Below are 14,028 nucleotides of genomic sequence, written 5' to 3'. Positions count from 1 at the left end.
AGGGCCGCCTCAAGCCCCCAGCAGGCTCTGCCCGCATACCCTCAGCACCTGGCCGCTGACCGCGCCGGACGATGGCTGGGCGAACCAGGCCACCGTCTCGGCGACGTCCTGCGGCAGGCCGCCCTGGCTCATGGAGTTCATTCGCCGGCCGGCCTCGCGGATGGTCAGCGGGATGGCGGCGGTCATCTGCGTCTCGATGAAGCCCGGCGCCACCGCATTGATGGTGATGCCGCGCTTGCCCAGGGCCGGCGCCCAGGCCTGGGCCAGGCCGATCAGGCCGGCCTTGCTCACCGCGTAGTTGCTCTGCCCGAGGTTGCCGGCGATGCCGCTGATGGAGGCCAGCAGCACCACCCGGCCGTTGTCGTGCAGCTTGCCGCCGTCGAGCAGAGCCTGGGTCAGCACCTGCGGGGCATTGAGGTTGACATCGATCACCGAATTCCAGAAGTCGCTGCTCATCTTCGCCAGGGTCTTGTCGCGGGTGATCCCGGCGTTGTGCACGACGATGTCTATGCCGTCGGGCAGCGCGTCCACCAGCTTCTGCCCGGCGTCGGCGGCGCAGATGTCGAGGGCCACGGCGCGGCCGCCGAGGCGCGCGGCGAGGCCTTCGAGGGCGTCCCTGGCCGGCGGCACATCGAGCAGCACCACTTCGGCGCCGTCGCGCGCCAGGGTTTCCGCGATGGCCGCACCGATGCCGCGGGCGGCGCCGGTGACCAGCGCGCGCTGGCCGGCCAGTGGCTTGCTCCAGTCGTGGACCTGGGCGCTGTTGGCGGCGAGGCGGATCACCTGGCCGGAGACGTAGGCGCTCTTCGGCGAGAGGAAGAAGCGCAGCGCGCCTTCCAGTTGGTCCTCGGAGCCCTTGCCGACGTACAGCAGCTGCACGTTGCCGCCGCGGCGGATTTCCTTGCCCAGGGACCGGGTGAAACCTTCCAGGCTGCGTTGCACGCTGGCGGCGACCGGGTCCTTGAGGGATTCCGGGGCGCGTCCGAGGACCACCACTTTCGGGCACTTGTCGAGGCCCTTGAGCACCGGCTGGAAGAAGTCGCGCAGCGCTACCAGCTGCTCGAAGCGGGTCAGGCCGCTGGCGTCGAACAGCACCGCCTTGGCCCGCGGGCTGTGTTCGGCGGTCCAGCGCGGCAGGTCGAACTGCCCCTCGACGGCGGCGAATACCGCGTCGGTCAGCTTGCCGGCGAAGGGCAGCACGGCCTCGGCCAGCGCGCCGTTCCCGCCGATCACCAGCGGGCCGTCCACCGGCCGCACCCGGCCGGCCTGCCAGCGCTCCAGGCGCAGCGGGGAGGGAAGGCCGACGGCGCCAACCAGGCGGCGGCCGACGGGGGAGTTGGCGAAGGCGATGTAACGATCGGTCATGGAACGAGCTCCCGGTGGAAAGGCTCCAAGGCTGAAGGTGGATTCCGCCGGCCAACGATGCCGAGGGAACGCGGGTAACAGTGTGGACAACTCTACGCAGCCACCTGTTCGCCGCAATTGACCGCGCTGACCGGGATAACGGCAGGGCGGCCAATGCGACGCGACCGGCTAAGGTTAGCCTGTGCGCCACTGACCGCTCAGTTAACGGGTCGAGCCTCGGCTCGGCGTAAACGATTCCAGCAAGGAGTTCTTCCATGACCCAGCTGCGCCGGGTCGCCATTGTCGGCGGCAACCGTATTCCCTTCGCCCGCTCGAACACCGTGTATGCCACGGCGAGCAACCAGGAGATGCTCACTTCCGCGCTGGAAGGTCTGGTGGAACGCTACAACCTGCACGGCGAGCGCCTTGGCGAGGTGGTGGCCGGCGCTGTGCTGAAGCACTCGCGCGACTTCAACCTGACCCGCGAATGCGTGCTCGGCTCGCGCCTGGCCCCGGAAACCCCGGCCTACGACATCCAGCAGGCCTGTGGCACCGGGCTGGAGGCGGCGATCCTGGTGGCCAACAAGATCGCTCTCGGGCAGATCGACAGCGGTATCGCCGGCGGCGTCGACACCACGTCCGACGCGCCGATCGGAGTCAACGAAGGGTTGCGCAAGATCCTTCTCGAGGCCAACCGTGGCAAGAGCAACCTGGACAAACTAAAGAGCCTGCTGAAGATCCGCCCGCGCCATGTGGTCCCGGCCATCCCGCGCAACGGCGAGCCGCGTACCGGGCTGTCGATGGGCGAATCCTGCGAACTGATGGCGCAGACCTGGCAGATCCCCCGCGACGAGCAGGACAGGCTGGCCTTCGAGAGCCACCACAAGCTGGCCGCGGCCTACGACGAAGGCTGGCAGAACGATCTGATGACGCCGTTCCGCGGCCTGACCCGCGACCAGAACCTGCGCCCGGATATCGACCTGGAGAAGATCGGCACCCTCAAGCCGGTGTTCGAGCGCGGCGCGCGTGGCACCCTCACGGCGGCCAATTCCACGCCGCTGACCGACGGCGCCTCGGTGGTGCTGCTGGCCAGCGAGGAGTGGGCGAAGGCGCGCGGCCTGCCGATCCTGGCCTACTTCAAGGATGGCGAGGCGGCGGCGGTGAACTTCGTCAACCGCGAGGAAGGCCTGCTGATGGCGCCGGTCTACGCGGTGCCGCGGCTGCTGGCGCGCAACGGGCTGAGCCTGCAGGACTTCGACTACTACGAGATCCACGAGGCCTTTGCCGCCCAGGTGCTCTGCACCCTGAAGGCCTGGGAGGATGCCGAGTACTGCAAGACGCGTCTCGGCCTCGAGCAGCCGCTGGGCTCGATCGACCGCGGCAGGCTCAACGTCAAGGGCAGCTCGCTGGCCGCCGGCCACCCGTTCGCCGCCACCGGCGGGCGGATCGTTGCCAACCTGGCCAAGCTGCTTTCGACGGCTGGACAGGGGCGCGGGCTGATCTCCATCTGCGCGGCCGGTGGGCAGGGTGTGACCGCGATCATCGAACGGTAATCCAATAGGGCGAGCGGCGTTGTCGCTCGACGATGTAAGCAACTCCGTGACTTGGGCGGTGCCGTGCGAGCGGGACCGCCTTTTTTTTGCCGGCGCCCTACGGTTCGGGTTCGTCGGCGGCGTTGGAGACAGCGAATTCGACGCTTGTACGGATAATCCCCTCTCTCTTCAGGGAGAGAGTTGGGGTGAGGGCGGCTCCGCTATCGGCCGGGAGTGCCGCTGCGGCGGATAACGCCGTTGGCGTTATGCGCCCTACGCTTCGGGTTCGTGGCGGCGATGAGGTACGGATCCCGACGCCTGCCGGATAACCCCGGCGAAGGGCTCACGCCGCGTATCCGCCATTCCCGTCCTGTCCCCGCAGGCTCGCCGGCTGGCGGTCGGCGAAGGGGGTGGAGAGGATCATCGAGGTCTTGCTGATGCCGAACTTCATCAGCCGGTCGATCAGGTCCTGCAGCTCCGGCATCGAGGCCACGGCGGCCTTCATCAGCACGCAGGCGTCGCCGGTGATCCGGTGGCAGAGGGTCAGCTGGGGAATCCGCGCCAGTTCGTCGAGCACCGACTGGCAATCCTTCTCGGTGATCCGCAGTTCGATCACGCACTCGATGGGCAGGCCGAGCTTGGCCAGGTTCACCGAGGCGTGGTAGCCGGTGATCACCCCTTCGGCCTCCAGCTTGGCGACCCGGTCGGCCACCGCCGGCGGCGACAGGTTGATGCGCCGGGCCAGTTCGGCGAAGGTCAGGCGGCCATTGTCGATCAGGGCGGCGAGGAGCGCGCGGTCATATTTGTCCATGGTGGATCCCGATTGTCGAATCGACGGAAAGCATGGCCGATTTCCGTGGAAAGAAAAGTGTTACGCCGCGATAACCAGCGGCTGTGCCTTAACCGCCGGGTAGCGGGCTCATAAAATGAGGTCTTTCTCCTGCCCGTCCTATCGAGTGTCCTCCATGCCAGCCCGTCGCATTCCGCTGTTGCTTCTCGGTGCGTTCTTCGCCCTGTATTTCATCTGGGGCTCCACCTACCTGGCGATCCGCTTCGGCGTCGAGTCCTGGCCGCCCATGCTGATGGCCGGGGTGCGCTTCGTCATCGCCGGCGGCCTGATGTTCGCCTGGCTGCGCTGGCGCGGCGCGCCGCTGCCGACCTGGCGCGAGTGGCGTGGGGCGGGGATCGTCGGGATCCTCCTGCTCAGCTGTGGCAACGGCGGGGTGACGGTGGCCGAGCACTGGGGCGTGTCCTCCGGAGTGGCGGCCCTGGCGGTGGCCACGGTGCCGCTGTTCACCCTGCTGTTCAGCCAGCTCTTCGGCCAGCGCAATACCACCCTGGAGTGGGGCGGCATCGTCCTCGGGCTGTCCGGCATCGTCCTGCTCAACCTCGGCTCGAACCTCCAGGCCAGCCCCGCCGGCGCCGGCCTGATCCTGTTCGCCGCCGCTTCCTGGGCCTTCGGCTCGGTATGGAGCCGGCGCCTGTCGCTGCCGGCCGGGCCGATGGCCAGCGCCGCGGAAATGCTGGTCGGCGGCGCGGTGCTGCTGGTCGGCAGCCTGGCCAGCGGCGAGCGCATGGAGCATTGGCCGAGCACCAGCGGCTGGCTGGCGCTGGTGTACCTGATCCTGTTCGGCTCGATCATCGCCTTCAGCGCCTACCAGTACCTGCTGCGCAACGTGCGCCCGGCGGCCGCCACCAGCTACGCCTACGTCAACCCAGCGGTGGCGGTGCTGCTCGGTACCCTGTTCGCCGGCGAGCACATCGGTGGCATGGAAGCTCTGGCGATGGTGGTGATCATCAGCGCCGTGGTGCTCATCGGCCTGCCCCAGTGGCGCGCCAGCCGCGCCGCCGCCTGAATCCTTAAGCGATCCCTAAGCCGCGCTGCGCCATGCTGCGGCGCAGCGTCCGGACGGGCCGGGCAGACGGGGGTACGAAGATGAAAGCGCTGGTCATCGGTGTGGTCCTGGTGTTCCTTGGCGGTTGCGCCAGTCACGTGAGTCCTGGCGGCAAGGCCATCGAGTCGCCGATCAAGGAGTACTTCGGCCAGGACCCGCTCGAACGCCGCGCCTTCGGCGAGACGGAGAGCGGCGCCGAGCCTGAGGATTCGCTGCTGCGGTTCCGCCTGACGCCCTGAACGGTCGCCTGGCATGCCTGGCCGGGCGTGCAGAAGTTTCCATCAGCGTCTTCAATACGGAGTGACGGCCGCCGGGCGGCCGCGTCGCGAAGGTCGGAGGGGCGATGGAAAGCATGCTGGACAGGTCCGAGCAGGAGCTCGTGCTGGTGGTGGACGACACCCCGGACAACCTGCTGCTGATGCGCGAGCTGCTCGAGGAGCGCTACCGCGTGCGCACCGCCGACAGCGGCACGGCCGGGCTGCGCGCGGCGCGCGAGGAGCCGCGGCCGGACCTGATCCTGCTCGATGTGAGCATGCCGGGGATGGATGGCTACGAGGTCTGCCAGCGGCTCAAGGCCGATCCGCTGACCCGCGATATCCCGCTGATGTTCCTCACCGCCCGCGCCGAGCAGGCCGACGAGCAGCGCGGCCTGGCGCTGGGCGCGGTGGACTACCTGAGCAAGCCGGTGAGCCCGCCGATCGTCCTGGCGCGGGTTCGCACCCATCTGCAACTGAAGGCCACGGCCGACTTCCTCCGCGACAAGAGCGAATACCTGGAGCTGGAGGTGCGCCGCCGTACGCGCCAGTTGCAGCAGTTGCAGGACGTCACCATCGAGGCCCTGGCGACCCTCGGCGATCTCCGCGACAACCCGCGCAGCCGCCACCTGCCGCGCATCGAGCGCTACGTCCGGCTGCTCGCCGAGCGGCTGGCGACGCAGGCGGCGTTCGCCGACGCGCTGACCCCTGAGGCCGTCGAACTGCTGAGCAAGTCGGCGCTGCTCCACGATATCGGCAAGGTCGCGGTGCCCGACCGGGTGCTGCTCAACCCAGGCCAGCTCGACGCCGCCGACACCGCCCTGCTGCAGGCCCACACCCGCGTCGGCCGCGACGCCCTGGCCGATGCCGAGCGCCGGCTCGGCCAACCTTCCGGGTTCCTCCGTTTCGCCAGGCAGATCGCCTACAGCCACCACGAGCGCTGGGACGGCCGAGGCTTCCCGGAAGGCCTGGCCGGAGAACGGATTCCCCTGGCGGCGCGGATCGTCGCCATCGCCGATCGCTATGACGAACTGACCAGCCGGCACGCCTACCGCACGCCGCTGGCGCATGCCGAGGCGGTGCTGCTGATCCAGGCCGGCGCCGGCAGCGAATTCGACCCGCGCCTGGTGAAGGCCTTCGTCGCCGTTGCCGACGCCTTCGCCGAGGTCGCCCGGCGCTACGCCGACAGCGCCGAGGCGCTGGACGTGGAGGTGCAGCGGCTGGAGCAGGTGGCGGAAAGCATCGAGATCACCGCGCCGCCGCCGGCCTGAGTGCGCCGACCCGTGCGCAGTCCGGCGGAAAGCCGCTGCGCCCGGCTGTGCTCGGCACGGCGTTTGCCGTATAACGTCAGACCCCTTGCCTTCCATCCTGCCCCGAGGAACCGCGTAGCACCGATGAAGACACCCAGACGCCTGGAACCGCTGGTCGAAGACGGCCTGATCGATGAGGTCCTGCGCCCGCTGATGAGCGGCAAGGAGGCCTCGGTCTACGTGGTGCGCTGCGGCGACAGCTTGCGCTGCGCCAAGGTCTACAAGGAGGCCAGCAAGCGCAGCTTCCGCCAGGCCGCCGAGTACCAGGAGGGCCGCAAGGTGCGCAACAGCCGCCAGGCGCGGGCCATGGCCAAGGGCTCGAAATATGGCCGCCGCGAGCAGGAAGAGGCCTGGCAGAACGCCGAGGTGGCGGCGCTGTTCCGCCTCGCCGGAGCCGGCGTGCGGGTGCCGAAGCCCTATGACTTCCTCGACGGCGTGCTGCTGATGGAGCTGGTGACGGATGCCGAGGGTGACGCCGCGCCGCGTCTCAACGACGTGACGCTGGACGCCGACGAGGCGCGTCGCCACCACGCCTTCCTGATCCGCCAGATCGTCGCCATGCTCTGCGCCGGCCTGGTGCACGGCGACCTCTCCGAGTTCAATGTGCTGCTGGGGCCCGACGGTCCGGTGATCATCGACCTGCCGCAGGCGGTCGACGCGGCTGGCAACAACCATGCGTTCAGCATGCTCGAACGCGATGTCGGCAACATGGCCGCCTACTTCGGCCGCTTCGCCCCGGAACTCAGGCAGACCCGCTACGCCAGGGAAATGTGGGCGCTCTACGAAGCCGGCAGGCTGACGCCGGAAACCCCGCTCAGCGGTACCTTCGTCGAAGCGGAGGAGGCCGCCGACGTGCGCGCGGTGCTCCGCGAGATCGAGGCCGCGCAACGCGAGGAGGCGCGCCGCCAGGCCCAGCGCCAGGCCGAGGACGAGCCGCGCGGCAACCGCGAGGAGCCGCCGCCGCCCTGGTTGCAGTGAATGCCTGGCGGGCGTTTTTCCCGCCATCTGTACCGCGACCGCCGCCGCCGCACCTGCTAGCGTGGGCCGAGTTTTTCCGGAGCCTCCCATGCCCGTCGCGCATATCCTGCTGGCCCTGCTGGTCACCCTGATCTGGGGCCTGAACTTCGTCGTGATCAAGGTCGGTCTCGGCGACTTCCCGCCGCTGCTGTTCTGCGCCCTGCGCTTCGCCCTGGCGGCGCTGCCGCTGCTGTTCCTGCGCGGCCCGCTGCCGGCTCCGCCGGGCCGCATCCTGCTGATCGGCGTGCTCCTCGGGGTGGTCAAGTTCGGCCTGCTGTTCGTCGGCATGGCCCAGGGCATGCCGGCCGGGCTGTCCTCGCTGGTGCTGCAGAGCCAGGTGTTCTTCACCATCCTCATCGCCGCCCTGTGGCTGGGCGAGCGACCTTCGCCGCGCGGCCTGTTCGGCCTGCTGCTGGCGGCGGCCGGGCTGCTCCTGATCGGCCTGGAGCGGCCGCTGGGCGACAGCCTGCTGGCGTTCCTGCTGGTGATCGCGGCGGCGCTGGCCTGGTCCTTCGCCAACATCGCCACCAAGCGCTCCGGGGCCACCGACATGCTGCGCCTGATCTGCTGGGTCAGCCTGGTCCCGCCGCTGCCGCTGCTGGCGCTTTCCTATGTGTTCGAAGGTCCCCGGGCCATCGAGCAGGCCGTGCTGCACATGAGCTGGGGCGGCTTCGGCGCGCTGCTCTACATCGCCTTCGGCGCGACCACGGTGGGCTTCGCCATCTGGAGTTTCCTCCTGCGCCACTACCCGGCCAGCCTGGTCACGCCATTCGCCCTCGCGGTGCCGGTGTCGGGCCTGCTCGCCGGCTGGCTGCTGCTCGGCGAACACCTGGACCCCGACAGCCTGCTGGCCTGCGCGCTGGTGTTCGCCGGCCTGGCCATCGCCCTGCTGCCGGCCGGCGTCCTGCGGCGCTTCGCCTGGTCGGCGCGGCGCACGGGATGACCTCGGCGCAGGAGATCCTCGCACTGGTCGCCGCCGATGCCTGGCGCATGGGCCTGCTGCGCGCACTGCGCGAGGTCGGGCCGGAGGATGCCTGGATTGGCGCCGGCTTCGTGCGCAACGCGGTGTGGGACCGCCTGCACGGCTACCGCGAGGCAACGCCGCTGGCGGACATCGACGTGCTGTATTTCGCCGCCGACGAGCTCGATCCACGGGCCGACGTGGCCTTCGAGGCTGCTTTGCGGCGTCGCCGCGCGGCGCCCTGGTCGGTTAAGAATCAGGCGCGCATGCATTTGCGCAACGGCGACCGGCCCTACCGCGATTGCGCCGACGCGCTGTGCCACTGGCCGGAGGCGTGCACGGCGGTGGCGCTGCGCCTGGCCGGCGAGCGCCTGGAACTGCTGGCGCCGCTGGGCGTCGACGATCTGCTGGCGCTGCGGGTGCGGCCGACGGCGCATTTCGCCGGCAAGCCGGAACTCTATCGGCAGCGCCTGCGGGAGAAAGACTGGACGGCGCGCTGGCCGCTGTTGCGGATCAGTGGCAGCAGCCTGACTCCAGGTCCCTGAGGATCGGGCAGTCGGGACGGTGGTCGCCCTGGCAGTGTTCGACCAGGTCCTTGAGGGTGTCGCGCAGGGTGCTGAGCTCCTCGATCTTGCGGTTCAGCTCGCGCACATGCTGGGCGGCCAGGGCCTTGACGTCGGCGCTGGCGCGCTGGCGGTCCTGCCAGAGGGTCAGCAGCCTGCCGACTTCGTCGAGGGAAAAGCCGAGGTCCCGCGAGCGGCGGATGAACGCCAGGGTGTGCAGGTCGTTGTCGTTGTAGTGGCGATAGCCGCTGGCGCTGCGGCCGGCCGGCTTGAGCAGTTCGATCGATTCGTAGTAGCGGATCATCTTCGGCGTCAGACCGCTTTTCTTCGCCGCTTCACCGATGTTCATCGGAATCTCCTGGGAGGTTGCGAAGCCGTTAGCCTATCCCTTTCGCGGCGACGGCGCAGGCTATCAGATATGCGCAGGTGCGCGGCGCGCCAAGCTCAGCTGGGCGTCCGCGATGTCTCCGGCCGGGTCTTGGGCAGGAACACCTGGACTTCCAGTCCGTGGCCGTCGAGCCCCTTGCCGAGGCCGATGCTGCCGAAATGCAGTTCGACGATACGCTTGACGATCGGCAGGCCAAGGCCGCTGCCTTCGCCGCTGCTGGTGCTGGGGCTGCGGTAGAAGCGGGTGAAGATCGCCTGCTGTTCTTCCTGCGCTACACCGGGGCCGTTGTCGCACACGCGCAGCACGGCATGCTGGGCGCGGTTCTCGACACGTATCTCGACCTGGCCGCCGGCCGGGGTGTAGCGCAGGGCGTTGCCCACCAGGTTGCCGACCATCGCCCGCAGCCACAGGTCGATGCCCATCACGTACACGGCCTCCTGGTGCAGCGACAGCTCGATGTCCTTGTCGATGGCCTGGGGCGCCAGTTCCGAGAGCACGTCCTCGGCCAGGGTGGCCAGGTTGATCGGATGGAACTGTTCGAGCAGGGCGTCGCCGTCGAGGCGCGCGAGCAGGAGGATCTGTTCCATCAGGGTGCTGATCCGCTCGACGCTGCGGCTCACCTGCAGCAGGCCGCGGGCATGCGCCTTGGGGTCCGCCGAGCGCAGCGCGACCTGGGCGTGGGTACGCAGGCTGGCCAGCGGCGTACGGATCTCATGGGCGGCATCGCTGGTCAGCCGGCGCTCGGCCTCGAGGGCGGCGCGCAGGCGTTCCAGCAGCAGGTTGAGCTCGGTGATCAGGCCATGGATTTCCAGCGGCGCCTGGTCCAGGGCGATGGGTTGCAGGTGCCGCGCGGAACGCTGCTGGACTTCCGCCTGCACCTCGCGCAGCGGCGCCAGGCCGCGGGCGACGCCGAACCAGACCAGCCCGCCGAGCAGCGGCAGGGCCAGCAGCAGGGGGAACAGCGAGTAGAACAGCAGCAGGTTCATGGTGTGCTGGCGGTAGATCAGGTTCTCGCTGATCCAGATCTGGAAGCCGTCGATGTTCAGTTGCAGCACCCGCCAGCTGGTGCCCTGGGCCTCGACGGTGCTGAAGCCGGGGCCCTGGGCGGTGATCTCCGGCGGCAGGTTTAGGCTCGCCAGCAAAGGCTGGCCGTCGCGCCACAAGGCATAGCCGAGGGCGCTTTCGCGGCGCAGCAGGGGCAGGCCCTGGATCGCTTCGCGGCTGCGCTCGATGATCTGGTTGATCGAGCCGTCCTCGCCGGCCTGGTCTTCGCTGGCGAGGTCGAGCAGGCGCAGGGCTGCTTCGCCGAAATCCACCATGTCGTCGTCGAACAGGCGGTTCACCTGTTTCAGCGAGACGTGGTAGGTCAGCGCCGCCACGCTCAGCCAGCAGAGCACGAAGCCGACCAGCAGGTTGACCAGCAGGCGCCTGCGGACGGAGGGAACGGCGGCACGGGACATCGGGACGACTCCGGTGGGCGGTTTCAGGAGGCCGGCTGGTCGATGCCGTAGCCGATGCCACGGACGGTGCGGATCAACTGGTTGCCGAGCTTGCGCCGCAGGTGGTGGACATGGACCTCGATGGCGTTGCTCTCGACGTCGCCGCTCCAGCCATAGAGGCTCTGCTCCAGCTGGTTGCGCGAGAGTACCTTGCCGCTGTTCTCCAGCAGCAGGCGCAGCAGCGCGTATTCGCGCGGCGCCAGCTCCACCGCCTGGCCGGCGAGGGTCACCTGGTGCGTCGCCGGGTCCAGGCGCAGCGCGCCGTGCACCAGTTGCGGCAGGGCGCGACCGGTGGTGCGGCGGGTCAGGGCGCGGACCCGCGCCTGCAGTTCGTCGAGGTCGAAGGGCTTGGTCAGGTAGTCGTCGGCTCCGCTGTCGAGGCCGGCGACGCGGTCGGCCACCTTGTCCCGCGCGGTGAGCAGCAACACCGGGGTGAGCTGGCCCTGGTGGCGCAGGTTGCGCAGGATGTCCAGGCCGCTGCGACGCGGCAGGCCGATGTCGAGCACCAGCAGGTCGAACTCGTCGGTGACCAGGGCGTTCTCCGCGGCCACGCCGTCGGTCACCCACTCCACGGTATCGCCTTCCAGGCGCAGCCCGGCGCGGATGCCGTCGCCGAGCAGCAGGTCGTCCTCGGCCAGCAGTATTCTCATCGCAGACCTCTCAATCGCTAATCCAGGAATTCCCACAGGCTCAGGGCGGCCTCCAGCAGGAGGAGGGCGACGATCAGCCATTCGACCCGCAACTCGCCACGGAAGTAACGGTATTCGCCGAGGCGGTCGGTGGCCAGTTCGTACAGGTCCTGCAGCACTTCGATGCGGTCGTCGAGGGTCGCCAGCCGATCATGGACCTCGGCCTGCAGGGCCAGCTCGTTGTACAGCCGGCGCACCGCGCCGTCGAGGTGCGCGGGGGCTTTCTCCAGGTGCGACTCCAGGCGGGTGTAGCCCATGCGCCAGAGTGTAGTGCGTCGCACCTGTTCGTTCACGTGTGCCTGGCGCGACAGGTGGCCGGCGCGCGGCAGCTGGGTCAGTTCGATGTCGGCCTGGGCCGGTTCCCAGGCCGCCGCGGTCTCGTCCTCGAGCCGGCGCAGGCGGCTTTCGTACCAGGCGAAGGCGACCAGCCCGTCGAGCAGCTCCCGGCACCGCTCGGGATTGCCGATGATCAGCGCGCGACCGGGGCGCCACAGCACCCGCTCGCCGAACGACGGCGCCTCCAGGGTCGGCTGGCGGTCGCCCTCGGCGGCGGCCATCCAGGCTTCCAGGCGCTGGCGCCAGGCATGTCCGGTCTGCAGGCCGGCGCTGGCGAAGACCACCAGCAGTTCGTCGTCGCCGGCGGTCGCCGGCAATTCATCGTTTTCCGCCAGCTCACTGCGCTGCGCCAGCAGCGCCAGAGCCGGCTGCGGGTCGTACAGGCGGGCCAGCAGTGGCAGGCCGCCGCTGTCGGTGCCGGGGCTGAAGCGCACCCGGTGCAGCAGGCAGGGCGCGGCGGGCGGGGCCAGCGGGACGCTGGCCAGGGGGGCGGCGGGCATCCTCAGGTCCTCGCCAGGGCCGGCAGTTGCGCCGGGCCGAATTCGATCTCTTCGATGTCCGGCGGTGCGACGAAGGGCACGCCATCCTCCAGGACCGGCCCCGGCTGGGCGAGCAGGAAGCGGGTTTCGCGGTCCATCACGAAGCAGGCCTTGAGGTAGTCGCCGTCGAGGTGGTCGAGCCACTGCGGGCCGAGCTTGCGTTCGATGCGCCGGTCGATGTCCTCGGCCGGCCAGTGGTTCGGCTCGAGCCAGTCGGAGGCCAGCAGGAAGCCCCAGGACGAGAGGAACGAAGGCACCGTGGCGCGGTAGCTGTGGACCTGGGCGAAGACGCTGCGCAGGGTGCGGGCGAGAGCAGCGTGGGGCTTGTCGTCGCTGTGGGAGAACTCCAGGCCCTGCACCGCGACCACTCCGCCCGGACGCAGGCGCGCGTGCAGCAATTCGTAGAACTGGCGGGTGTAGAGGGCCTGGGCCGGACCGTTGTCGAGCATGTCGACGACGTCGATGATGACCACGTCGAAGAGCGACGGGTCGCGTTCGAGATAGGCGCGGCCGTCCTCGGCCAGCAGTTCGCAGCGCGGGTCGTCGAAGGCGCCCTGGTGCCACTGGAACAGGTGTTCGCGGCACAGTTCCACCAGTTCCTGGTCGAGATCGACCATCACCGCCCGCCGTACGCTGGCATGGGCCAGTACCTCGCGCAGGGTGGCGCCCTCGCCGCCGCCGATGATCAGCACGTCGCGCGGTTCGTCGTGGGCGAGCATGGCCGGCTGCACCAGCAGCTCGTGATACAGCGACTCGTCGCTCTCGGCGCTCTGGATAGCGCCGTCGAGCATCAGCACGCGGTCGTAGTTGTAGGTGTCGGCGATCAGCACGTTCTGCCAGCGCGTGCGGCCCTGGTAGAGCACCCGGCGCAGGCGGTAGACGTACTGGTCGAAGGGATCGCTGTCCTCGACCGCGGTGATCGCGCCGTCGCCTTCCAGCAACGGGTCCGGCGGATAGAAGTAGAAGTGGTTCGGCGGCAGCGGCGGCAGTGTCGCGGCGACCTCCGCCGGCACCAGGCCGGTAAGGTCGACGGCGTAGCGGGCCTGGCTCAGGTCGGGAGTCAGCGGGGCGCGTTCGATCGGCGTGTCCATCATGCCACCCCCGTGCCCTGGCCCAGCGCCCAGCGCAGGGTAGGGCTGTCTCCGTCGACCGGGGCATTGCCGGCCAGGCTCCGGCTGAGCAGGCCCAGGCGGTGGCCGCCGAGGCCGCGGTCCATGCTCGAGATCAGGTGCCGCTGGCTGCCCAGGCGCTCGCTGAGCACGCGCACGGCCTGGGCGCCGTCGAGCACGTCGCCGCAGGTGAACACGTCGACCGCGGCGTAGCCGTATTCCGGCCAGGTGTGGATGGCCAGGTGCGACTCGGCGATCACCACCACGCCGGAGATGCCGATCGGGCTGAACTTGTGGAAGGCCGAGGTGATGATGGTGGCGTTGGCCTGGCGGGCCGCCTCGAGCATGCTTTCCTCGATCCACTGGATATCGTCGAAGCGCGTGTCGACGCAGTCGAACAGCTCGATGACCAGTTGCTTGCCGAGCACGGTGATCGGGTCGAGTCGCAACGGTTGAATTGCCATGAAGGCCTCCTGCTTCCGTTTCGGCGAGGGTTGTCCTCGCGCTGGAAGGCACGATAGGCGCGGCTGACTTAAGGGGTGCTTAACGACGGATTTTTTGCCCGGCCCGGTCGAGCGACGCCGGAGCACCC

The 14,028-nt window shown here is 69.4% G+C and carries 15 protein-coding genes; 7 read left to right on the top strand and 8 right to left on the bottom strand.

Features of this window, described 5'->3' with window-relative positions; translation table 11 throughout:
- Positions 1 to 9: 9 nt before the first annotated feature.
- Complete coding sequence (locus B7D75_RS24815) at positions 10 to 1,365, bottom strand: 3-oxoacyl-ACP reductase (RefSeq protein ID WP_107114512.1); 1,356 nt, start codon at positions 1,363 to 1,365, stop codon at positions 10 to 12.
- Between the two features lie 254 nt (positions 1,366 to 1,619).
- On the opposite strand from B7D75_RS24815, the gene B7D75_RS24810 reads away from it, so the two are divergent.
- Positions 1,620 to 2,897, top strand: coding sequence for an acetyl-CoA C-acetyltransferase (locus tag B7D75_RS24810; RefSeq protein ID WP_003154295.1), 1,278 nt, complete (start codon positions 1,620 to 1,622; stop codon positions 2,895 to 2,897).
- A gap of 322 nt (positions 2,898 to 3,219) precedes the next feature.
- On the opposite strand, the gene B7D75_RS24805 is transcribed toward B7D75_RS24810, so the two are convergent.
- A complete protein-coding gene (locus B7D75_RS24805; RefSeq protein WP_003154292.1) occupies positions 3,220 to 3,687 on the bottom strand; it encodes an Lrp/AsnC family transcriptional regulator in 468 nt (155 codons plus the stop codon).
- A 154-nt stretch (positions 3,688 to 3,841) separates the two neighbouring features.
- Here B7D75_RS24805 and yedA point away from each other — a divergent pair, with 154 nt between their 5' ends.
- From yedA to B7D75_RS24775, 6 genes are all read left to right on the top strand, one after another.
- Positions 3,842 to 4,732 carry a drug/metabolite exporter YedA gene (yedA, locus tag B7D75_RS24800; RefSeq protein WP_012077514.1) on the top strand — a complete coding sequence of 297 codons (891 nt, stop codon included), beginning with the start codon at positions 3,842 to 3,844 and terminating at the stop codon, positions 4,730 to 4,732.
- 32 nt (positions 4,733 to 4,764) lie between these two features.
- Complete coding sequence (locus tag B7D75_RS24795; RefSeq protein ID WP_034082128.1) at positions 4,765 to 5,010, top strand: hypothetical protein; 246 nt, start codon at positions 4,765 to 4,767, stop codon at positions 5,008 to 5,010.
- 104 nt (positions 5,011 to 5,114) lie between these two features.
- Positions 5,115 to 6,296, top strand: a complete 1,182-nt coding sequence (locus tag B7D75_RS24790; protein WP_107114511.1) for a cyclic di-GMP phosphodiesterase — start codon at positions 5,115 to 5,117, stop codon at positions 6,294 to 6,296.
- 123 nt (positions 6,297 to 6,419) lie between these two features.
- Positions 6,420 to 7,313, top strand: coding sequence for a PA4780 family RIO1-like protein kinase (locus tag B7D75_RS24785; RefSeq protein ID WP_012077511.1), 894 nt, complete (start codon positions 6,420 to 6,422; stop codon positions 7,311 to 7,313).
- A gap of 88 nt (positions 7,314 to 7,401) precedes the next feature.
- Complete coding sequence (locus B7D75_RS24780; RefSeq protein ID WP_034082132.1) at positions 7,402 to 8,295, top strand: EamA family transporter; 894 nt, start codon at positions 7,402 to 7,404, stop codon at positions 8,293 to 8,295.
- Positions 8,292 to 8,858, top strand: a complete 567-nt coding sequence (locus B7D75_RS24775; protein WP_012077509.1) for a nucleotidyltransferase family protein — start codon at positions 8,292 to 8,294, stop codon at positions 8,856 to 8,858. Before B7D75_RS24780 ends, B7D75_RS24775 begins: the two co-directional genes overlap by 4 nt.
- Here B7D75_RS24775 and cueR read toward each other — a convergent pair.
- The 6 genes from cueR to speD form a co-directional block, all read right to left on the bottom strand.
- Positions 8,827 to 9,225, bottom strand: coding sequence for a Cu(I)-responsive transcriptional regulator (cueR, locus tag B7D75_RS24770; protein WP_012077508.1), 399 nt, complete (start codon positions 9,223 to 9,225; stop codon positions 8,827 to 8,829). The genes B7D75_RS24775 and cueR overlap by 32 nt on opposite strands.
- Positions 9,226 to 9,320: 95 nt before the next feature.
- Positions 9,321 to 10,724: a two-component system sensor histidine kinase PmrB gene (gene pmrB, locus B7D75_RS24765; protein WP_003156133.1), complete on the bottom strand. Its 1,404-nt coding sequence runs from the start codon at positions 10,722 to 10,724 to the stop codon at positions 9,321 to 9,323.
- 23 nt (positions 10,725 to 10,747) lie between these two features.
- Positions 10,748 to 11,413, bottom strand: a complete 666-nt coding sequence (pmrA, locus tag B7D75_RS24760) for a two-component system response regulator PrmA (protein WP_003156131.1) — start codon at positions 11,411 to 11,413, stop codon at positions 10,748 to 10,750.
- A gap of 17 nt (positions 11,414 to 11,430) precedes the next feature.
- The gene (locus B7D75_RS24755; RefSeq protein ID WP_053817820.1) at positions 11,431 to 12,288 is read right to left on the bottom strand and encodes a hypothetical protein; all 858 of its coding nucleotides are present in this window, start codon (positions 12,286 to 12,288) and stop codon (positions 11,431 to 11,433) included.
- A 2-nt stretch (positions 12,289 to 12,290) separates the two neighbouring features.
- Complete coding sequence (locus B7D75_RS24750) at positions 12,291 to 13,421, bottom strand: fused MFS/spermidine synthase (protein ID WP_170870640.1); 1,131 nt, start codon at positions 13,419 to 13,421, stop codon at positions 12,291 to 12,293.
- Entirely contained in the window at positions 13,418 to 13,900 is a 483-nt protein-coding gene (gene speD / locus B7D75_RS24745; RefSeq protein ID WP_012077505.1) for an adenosylmethionine decarboxylase, read from the bottom strand. Before speD ends, B7D75_RS24750 begins: the two co-directional genes overlap by 4 nt.
- Positions 13,901 to 14,028: the final 128 nt, after the last annotated feature.

This window comes from Pseudomonas paraeruginosa (assembly GCF_003025345.2).
GTDB lineage: Bacteria > Pseudomonadota > Gammaproteobacteria > Pseudomonadales > Pseudomonadaceae > Pseudomonas > Pseudomonas paraeruginosa.
Note: the sequence above shows the minus strand (reverse complement) of the source record. Positions and strands in the feature narration are given on the sequence as shown.

Bases quoted from the DNA above. Each gene is read 5' to 3' on its own strand.
- B7D75_RS24785 (WP_012077511.1), top strand. From the start codon at position 6,420: ATGAAGACACCCAGACGCCTGGAACCGCTGGTCGAAGACGGCCTGATC.
- pmrA (WP_003156131.1), bottom strand. From the start codon at position 11,413: ATGAGAATACTGCTGGCCGAGGACGACCTGCTGCTCGGCGACGGCATC.
- B7D75_RS24795 (WP_034082128.1), top strand. From the start codon at position 4,765: ATGCTGCGGCGCAGCGTCCGGACGGGCCGGGCAGACGGGGGTACGAAG.
- speD (WP_012077505.1), bottom strand. From the start codon at position 13,900: ATGGCAATTCAACCGTTGCGACTCGACCCGATCACCGTGCTCGGCAAG.
- B7D75_RS24780 (WP_034082132.1), top strand. From the start codon at position 7,402: ATGCCCGTCGCGCATATCCTGCTGGCCCTGCTGGTCACCCTGATCTGG.
- B7D75_RS24750 (WP_170870640.1), bottom strand. From the start codon at position 13,421: ATGATGGACACGCCGATCGAACGCGCCCCGCTGACTCCCGACCTGAGC.
- yedA (WP_012077514.1), top strand. From the start codon at position 3,842: ATGCCAGCCCGTCGCATTCCGCTGTTGCTTCTCGGTGCGTTCTTCGCC.
- cueR (WP_012077508.1), bottom strand. From the start codon at position 9,225: ATGAACATCGGTGAAGCGGCGAAGAAAAGCGGTCTGACGCCGAAGATG.
- B7D75_RS24805 (WP_003154292.1), bottom strand. From the start codon at position 3,687: ATGGACAAATATGACCGCGCGCTCCTCGCCGCCCTGATCGACAATGGC.
- B7D75_RS24815 (WP_107114512.1), bottom strand. From the start codon at position 1,365: ATGACCGATCGTTACATCGCCTTCGCCAACTCCCCCGTCGGCCGCCGC.
- B7D75_RS24755 (WP_053817820.1), bottom strand. From the start codon at position 12,288: ATGCCCGCCGCCCCCCTGGCCAGCGTCCCGCTGGCCCCGCCCGCCGCG.
- pmrB (WP_003156133.1), bottom strand. From the start codon at position 10,724: ATGTCCCGTGCCGCCGTTCCCTCCGTCCGCAGGCGCCTGCTGGTCAAC.
- B7D75_RS24810 (WP_003154295.1), top strand. From the start codon at position 1,620: ATGACCCAGCTGCGCCGGGTCGCCATTGTCGGCGGCAACCGTATTCCC.
- B7D75_RS24775 (WP_012077509.1), top strand. From the start codon at position 8,292: ATGACCTCGGCGCAGGAGATCCTCGCACTGGTCGCCGCCGATGCCTGG.
- B7D75_RS24790 (WP_107114511.1), top strand. From the start codon at position 5,115: ATGGAAAGCATGCTGGACAGGTCCGAGCAGGAGCTCGTGCTGGTGGTG.